The organism is Tateyamaria sp. LSS28 (genome assembly GCF_059611725.1).
On the sequence record NZ_JCAPFI010000007.1, the window covers coordinates 240,774 to 247,653 of the forward strand.

A 6,880-nucleotide genomic window follows, 5' to 3' on the forward strand; every position below is an offset into this window, starting at 1 on the left:
TCCTCATGTTGCTAAGTACCTGATTGATTTAGTATGATTTGGGTGTTTCACAAGTCAGCTAGACATGAGATACGCAACAGGACGCCGACCGGCGGCCTGTTGTCTGTCTGGTTTCGCTCTGGTCTTCACCGTGGCTGAACGCTAGCGTGTCCGTGAATTGATCCGGCAGGTCCTGATGTCCCCCAACACAATCGGCGCGCTCTTGATGATGGCGTCCATGGCGTCGTTCACGATCAATGATACGTTGATCAAGCTAACGGATGGCGCGGTGCCGCTGATGCAGCTGTTGGTCATCCGAGGTGTGCTGTCATCATTTTTGATCCTGTGTATGGCCCGGTGGCTGGGACGAATACACTTTCGCATTGGGGCGCAGGACTGGGCATTGATCGCGGTGCGATCGGTGGCAGAGGTAGGCGCCGCCTACTTCTTCATAACCGCACTATTGAATATGCCGCTGGCGAATGTGACCGCGATCCTGCAGGTCTTGCCTTTGACGGTCGCAGTTGGGGCAGCCCTGTTTTTTCGAGAACCATTGGGTTGGCGCCGTATGTCGGCGATCCTTCTGGGCTTTATGGGGATGCTTTTGATCGTGCGCCCGGGCGCGGAAGGTTTTTCACTGTGGTCAGTTTATGCCCTGATCGCCGTGCTGTGTGTCACGGTGCGCGACTTGGCGACGCGTCGATTGTCGGCGGATGTGCCGTCCATGACAGTAACTTGGGTCGCGGCACTGACCGTTACTGCCTTTGCCGGTGTTGCCTCGACCACTACGGAATGGGTGCCCATCGACATGCGCCTTGGCCTGCTGATCTGTGGCGCATCGGTCTTTATCATCGGCGGCTACTTCTTTTCCGTACAGGTGATGCGTGTGGGCGAGATCAGCTTTATCGCACCGTTCAGGTACACCGGCCTTGTGTGGGCCTTGGTTCTGGGCTGGTTGGTATTCGGTGACTGGCCATCGTCGCTGACCTTGGCGGGGGCCGCCATCGTGGTGGCGACTGGCCTGTTCACCCTTTATCGCGAGCGTAAGCTGTCAGCGCGCTGAGAACACGCTGCGCACGTGGTCAATATCCACGGCGAAGCGGTCTCGGAACAGTTGTTCCTGCTGCGGTGTCAGCGGGTCGACCGGCACCGGTTTGACCTTTTTCTGACGGCTGTCATTGTATCCGTTGTGCGTGCGAACAAACATGTCTGGGTCGGCATAGGTGATGCACGGCATGAATTGCGGGATCCGTTCATGCATGAAGTTGTGGATCGTCAACTTGCAGTCCCCCTGAATGTACATCCCCAAGGCCGACACATAAAACGTGCGGTAGATCTGCGCCGCTGAAATGCCATCTGCTCCAACCTCGGCGACATATCCCTGGTTCCAGTCCAATCCGATGGTCTTGTGTTTCTTTGTCAGTGGGCGTGCGTCCTTGGCCGCTTCGCGCAGCTTTTCGATGAAGTCGACGGCACACGCGTCATCATCATCGTGCCGGAACTGGATGCACGGATTCGAGGGGTTGCGGCGGGCATTGTTCAGTAATGCCTTGGACATCTCGCGGCTGGGATGGGGTGGCTCGGCTATGATCTGTACCTGTTTCATGTCTGACGTCAGATCATGCAACCGGTCGCGATGTTCCTTGGGAAACTGATCACCGATCAGGATCAGAAGGTCAAAATCCTGATCTGTTTGTGCGCGCAAGCAGGGCAGGGCCATCGTTTCAAGAAGGCGGAACCGTTCTTCGAGCCGGTCGCGCGCCCAGAGATAGGCCATACGATCTTCGATCGTTTCATGGCCTACCTGGAACCCGCCAATGGCGGGGTAGGAAAAGCGGCAGAGCCCGATGATCTGCATGGTCTGGTTGTGCCTCTTTGCTCAGTCGACTGCTCGGCGTTGAGCGTCGACCGCGACCTTTTCATAATTGCGCCCCATTCGCACCTCGTCAAAATACACCACTTGTGTTGGCATGGGCCCGCGGTGCTGACTGACGAAAGACCGATAGATGCCATATTTGAAGTAATACGCCTGGGGCGCATAGTTCTGATTGTAATTATGCGCCGCCACACGCGTTCCGTTCTTGTACACTTCGATGGTGCCGGGTGCCGTCTTGGTGTTCACGCGCACAACCAAGTCTGTCCATTTGCCGCGTAACTCACGGATGGAGGCAATGTTGTAGTCCTTGATGTCATTGCGCACGTTGTCGAACGGGCCGGACAGCACGTGCACACGCAGGAAGTAGCGGTCGCCTAGCATCTCCATCTGGAACACGCCCGGCTCGGACGGGAAGCCGCCGGTAAAGCCGGTCGGGCCGCCCTTCATCTTGACCTGACCCACTGTTGTGCGGACGCGTGAACTGGTCTTGAAATCCGGCGGCAGGTAGATCGAGAATCCAATCCATTGGTCCGTGCCCGCACGCCAGTCCTTCTTGACGTAAAGCTCGGATCGTTCCCGGTCATTGTCGCAATCGCTCCAGCCCTCGTCCCAACCACAATCACCTGCTCGCACTTCGAAACGCTGCGCGCGTTTGCCCAACCGTGCATTACCTTTGACGTTTGCAAAGCCGTGCTTGGTGATGTTCTGTTTCATGCTGCGTTCGACGGGCAGACGCTGGGCGTTGACCGGGTCGGGTATGGTGAAAGCGGTGAGGGTGAGGCAGAGCAGCCCAAAAAGCGATAAGAGTTTCATTTTTCGTCCGAAATACTATTGCCTCAAGGTCTAGCGGCCATCTCGCGGACCTGTCCAGTGAAAGGGGCCGATCCGTGAGAGTTGGAATTCGGCAATGTGCCCTATCTCACGGTCGGCCGCCCTGTTGACACCCTCAGAGACTCGCCATATACGCGCGCTATCTCGGCAAGGGGGTCGCCCCGGCACCGAAATCAAAACTTAAGTGGACACGATCCGGCCCCTGCATTGGCCCGATCCTCTGGAAACCCACCGCGTCGCCCCTTCGACAGGAGCGATTGCGGTTTTTGCGCTGTTGTGGACGCACAGGCGGCGATGGAATTGAAACCGCGGGTTGGACCCGCATGACACATGTGTTGATGAGACGGGGAAAGAACCTGCAATGCCAACGATCCAACAGCTGATCCGCAAGCCGCGGCAGCCCAAAGTAAAACGCTCGAAGTCGCTGCACCTTGAGGGCAACCCTCAGAAGCGCGGCGTGTGCACACGCGTATATACAACGACACCGAAGAAGCCGAACTCGGCCATGCGGAAGGTTGCCAAGGTGCGCCTGACCAACGGTTACGAGGTCATCAGCTACATCCCCGGCGAGAGCCACAACCTGCAAGAGCACTCGGTTGTGTTGATCCGCGGCGGTCGTGTGAAAGACCTTCCCGGTGTGCGTTACCACATCCTGCGCGGTGTTCTGGATACCCAGGGCGTCAAAGATCGTAAGCAACGCCGTTCGAAATACGGCGCCAAGCGCCCCAAATAAGGAGAGCAGCAGATGTCACGTCGTCACGCCGCCGAAAAGCGCGAAGTTCTGCCCGACGCCAAATATGGCGATAAGGTTCTGACCAAATTCATGAACAACATGATGCTGGACGGAAAGAAATCGACTGCCGAGCGTATTGTCTACAACGCGCTTGATCGCGTTGAGAGCAAAATCAAGCGCGCACCCGTGGAAGTGTTCCACGAAGCGCTGGACAACATCAAACCGTCCGTGGAAGTGCGTTCGCGCCGCGTCGGTGGTGCCACATACCAGGTGCCGGTCGAAGTTCGTCCCGAGCGCCGCGAAGCGCTGGCCATCCGCTGGTTGATCACAGCCAGCCGCGGCCGCAACGAAAACACGATGGAAGAACGCCTCGCCGGTGAGCTGCTCGACGCTGTACAGTCGCGCGGTACTGCCGTGAAGAAGCGTGAAGACACGCACAAGATGGCCGACGCCAACAAAGCGTTCAGCCATTACCGTTGGTAATCCAGACACCCTGAGGAAGCAGCCCCATGGCACGCGAATATCCGCTCGACCGCTACCGCAACTTCGGCATCATGGCTCACATCGATGCTGGCAAGACCACGTGTTCGGAACGCATCCTGTACTACACAGGCAAGTCCCACAACATCGGTGAGGTGCACGATGGTGCGGCCACCATGGACTGGATGGAGCAGGAGCAGGAACGCGGGATCACCATCACGTCGGCTGCGACCACAACCTTCTGGGAGCGCACCGAGGACGGCCAGACGGCTGAAACCGAAAAGCACCGCCTGAACATCATCGACACCCCCGGCCACGTGGACTTCACCATTGAAGTTGAGCGTTCGCTGGCGGTTCTCGACGGTGCCGTTTGTGTTCTGGACGCAAACGCCGGTGTTGAGCCGCAAACCGAAACTGTGTGGCGTCAAGCGGATCGCTACAAGGTTCCGCGCATGGTCTTTGTCAACAAAATGGACAAGATCGGCGCTGACTTCTTCAACTGCGTCAACATGATCGAAGACCGCACCGGCGCGCGTGCTGTGCCTGTCGGTATTCCGATCGGTGCAGAGACCGAGCTGGAAGGTCTGATCGACCTCGTCACCATGGAAGAGTGGCTGTGGCAGGGTGAAGATCTGGGCGCGTCCTGGATCAAGGCACCTATCCGTGCCGATCTGGCCGACATGGCCGCCGAGTGGCGCGAAAAGATGATCGAAGCTGCCGTCGAGCAAGACGACGACGCGATGGAAGCCTATCTTGAAGGCAACGAACCCGATGTTCCAACCCTGCGCGCGTTGCTGCGCAAGGGCACGCTGGCGCTGGACTTTGTTCCTGTGCTGGGCGGTTCCGCTTTCAAGAACAAGGGTGTCCAGCCGCTGCTGAACGCCGTGATCGACTATCTGCCCAGCCCGCTGGACGTGGTCGACTACATGGGCTTCAAACCCGGTGATGAAACCGAAGAACGTAACATTGCCCGCCGCGCGGATGATGACATGGCGTTCTCGGGGCTTGCCTTCAAAATCATGAACGACCCCTTCGTGGGTTCGCTGACCTTCGTTCGCGTTTATTCGGGTACCCTGAACAAGGGCGACTCGATGCTGAACTCGACCAAGGGCAACAACGAACGCGTTGGTCGGATGATGATGATGCACTCGAACGACCGGGATGAGATTACCGAAGCATTTGCTGGTGACATCATCGCGCTGGGTGGTCTGAAGAACACCACAACCGGTGACACGCTGTGTGATAAGAATGATCCGGTGATCTTGGAAACGATGAACTTCCCCGATCCTGTCATCGAGATCGCGGTTGAGCCCAAAACCAAGGGCGACCAAGAGAAGATGTCGCAAGGCCTGGCCCGTCTGGCAGCCGAAGATCCGTCCTTCCGCGTGGAAACTGACCTCGAAAGCGGTCAGACCATCATGAAAGGCATGGGCGAACTTCACCTCGACATCCTGGTGGATCGTCTGAAGCGTGAATTCAAGGTCGAAGCCAACATTGGTGCGCCACAGGTGGCCTACCGCGAGACCATCGGTCACGAGGTCGAGCACACCTACACCCACAAGAAACAGTCGGGTGGTTCCGGTCAGTTTGCCGAGGTGAAGATGATCATCACCCCGACAGAGCCGGGCGAAGGCTATTCGTTCGAGTCCCGCATTGTTGGTGGTGCCGTGCCCAAGGAATATATCCCGGGTGTGGAAAAAGGCATCAACTCGGTCATGGACAGCGGTCCGTTGGCGGGTTTCCCCGTCATCGACTTCAAGGTGGCCCTGATCGACGGTAAATTCCACGACGTTGACTCCAGCGTTCTGGCCTTTGAAATCGCGGCCCGCATGGGTATGCGTGAAGGCATGAAGAAGGCGGGCGCCAAGCTGCTTGAACCGATTATGAAGGTCGAGGTCATCACGCCTGAAGAATACACCGGTGGCATCATCGGTGACCTGACATCGCGTCGGGGTCAGGTGTCGGGTCAGGAAAACCGCGGCAATGCCATCGCCATCGACGCGATGGTGCCGCTGGCCAACATGTTCGGCTACATCAACACCCTGCGTTCGATGTCGTCGGGCCGCGCCCAGTTCACCATGCAATTCGACCACTACGATCCCGTGCCGCAGAACATCAGCGACGAGATCCAGGCAAAATACGCCTGATCAGCTAGGGAACGGTTTGGTGGCTGTCGTGCTTAACAAATACAAATTATCGATCATGCTGGTCCCGAAAGGGGCCAGCACGACGATTAAGCACGTGGCGTTCGAGATTGAGAACGGGTACCCGTTCAAACCCTTTTTCACCAACAGCCGCCGTCGTCAGGTCCATCACCTGTATCAATCCCGCTTGTTCAAATTTGACCGGGATATGGTGAACTGGAAGAATGCCGTGTTCGCGGTCATCCGCGACCCCGTCGAACGGCTTTTGTCATGCCATTCCAATCGTGTTCTGCACTTGGGAGAGCTGGATAAACTGCCCCTCACGGACGAAGATCATGAGAAGGGCGTAACAATGCGGCCTTCGTTTGGAACGTTCGTGGCGCATTTGCACCGGTATCGGGAGCTGTCTGACAAGATCAAGCATCACAGCCTGCCGATGGAACGTTTCCTGGGCGGGCGTGCTGACCGTTACACCCGCATTTTCGACTCTGCTGATCTGTCGGAATTTTGGACGATGCTCCGTGAACGGATCGGGACGTTGCCTGAAATCCCGCATGAGCAAACCGGCGGGCGGGACCTGAAGGAACGCAGTATTTCTGGACAGACCCTTGATCGGATCAAGCAGATCTACGCACGGGACTACGATATTTTCGGGGATTTTTTGACCGCGAAAGAAAACACATTTGCAGTCAGCTGACTGCATTGGGAAAGTAAAAGGAGGCCATCATGGCAAAGGAAAAGTTTGAACGTACGAAGCCGCACGTTAACATTGGCACGATTGGCCACGTTGACCACGGCAAGACGACGCTGACGGCGGCGATCACGAAGTATTTTGGT

Annotated in this window: 8 protein-coding genes; 6 read left to right on the forward strand and 2 right to left on the reverse strand. The window is 57.2% G+C overall.

Annotated elements, in window-relative coordinates:
* Positions 1-175: 175 nt before the first annotated feature.
* Entirely contained in the window at positions 176-1,042 is an 867-nt protein-coding gene (locus tag AC53L6_RS20875) for a DMT family transporter (protein WP_496909237.1), read from the forward strand.
* Here AC53L6_RS20875 and AC53L6_RS20880 read toward each other — a convergent pair.
* Together AC53L6_RS20880 and AC53L6_RS20885 are read right to left on the reverse strand one after the other, a co-directional pair.
* Positions 1,031-1,837 carry a putative rhamnosyl transferase gene (locus AC53L6_RS20880; protein ID WP_496909238.1) on the reverse strand — a complete coding sequence of 269 codons (807 nt, stop codon included), beginning with the start codon at positions 1,835-1,837 and terminating at the stop codon, positions 1,031-1,033. The genes AC53L6_RS20875 and AC53L6_RS20880 overlap by 12 nt on opposite strands.
* Positions 1,838-1,858: 21 nt before the next feature.
* Positions 1,859-2,668, reverse strand: coding sequence for a heparin lyase I family protein (locus AC53L6_RS20885; RefSeq protein ID WP_496909239.1), 810 nt, complete (start codon positions 2,666-2,668; stop codon positions 1,859-1,861).
* A 379-nt stretch (positions 2,669-3,047) separates the two neighbouring features.
* Between AC53L6_RS20885 and rpsL the strand changes: the two genes are divergently transcribed.
* The 5 genes from rpsL to AC53L6_RS20910 form a co-directional block, all read left to right on the forward strand.
* The gene (gene rpsL / locus AC53L6_RS20890) at positions 3,048-3,419 is read left to right on the forward strand and encodes a 30S ribosomal protein S12 (protein WP_109385713.1); all 372 of its coding nucleotides are present in this window, start codon (positions 3,048-3,050) and stop codon (positions 3,417-3,419) included.
* 12 nt (positions 3,420-3,431) lie between these two features.
* Positions 3,432-3,902, forward strand: coding sequence for a 30S ribosomal protein S7 (rpsG, locus tag AC53L6_RS20895; protein WP_189371941.1), 471 nt, complete (start codon positions 3,432-3,434; stop codon positions 3,900-3,902).
* A 26-nt stretch (positions 3,903-3,928) separates the two neighbouring features.
* Positions 3,929-6,046, forward strand: a complete 2,118-nt coding sequence (gene fusA, locus AC53L6_RS20900) for an elongation factor G (protein ID WP_299592007.1) — start codon at positions 3,929-3,931, stop codon at positions 6,044-6,046.
* A gap of 19 nt (positions 6,047-6,065) precedes the next feature.
* Positions 6,066-6,740, forward strand: coding sequence for a sulfotransferase family 2 domain-containing protein (locus AC53L6_RS20905; RefSeq protein ID WP_496909240.1), 675 nt, complete (start codon positions 6,066-6,068; stop codon positions 6,738-6,740).
* 29 nt (positions 6,741-6,769) lie between these two features.
* Positions 6,770-6,880, forward strand: a 111-nt coding sequence (locus AC53L6_RS20910; protein WP_170744588.1) for a GTP-binding protein, incomplete at its 3' end; no start/stop codon positions are given.

Excerpts from the sequence above, each read along its gene's own strand:
- rpsL (WP_109385713.1), top strand. The coding sequence starts at position 3,048 with ATGCCAACGATCCAACAGCTGATCCGCAAGCCGCGGCAGCCCAAAGTA.
- AC53L6_RS20885 (WP_496909239.1), bottom strand. The coding sequence starts at position 2,668 with ATGAAACTCTTATCGCTTTTTGGGCTGCTCTGCCTCACCCTCACCGCT.
- AC53L6_RS20875 (WP_496909237.1), top strand. The coding sequence starts at position 176 with ATGTCCCCCAACACAATCGGCGCGCTCTTGATGATGGCGTCCATGGCG.
- fusA (WP_299592007.1), top strand. The coding sequence starts at position 3,929 with ATGGCACGCGAATATCCGCTCGACCGCTACCGCAACTTCGGCATCATG.
- rpsG (WP_189371941.1), top strand. The coding sequence starts at position 3,432 with ATGTCACGTCGTCACGCCGCCGAAAAGCGCGAAGTTCTGCCCGACGCC.
- AC53L6_RS20880 (WP_496909238.1), bottom strand. The coding sequence starts at position 1,837 with ATGCAGATCATCGGGCTCTGCCGCTTTTCCTACCCCGCCATTGGCGGG.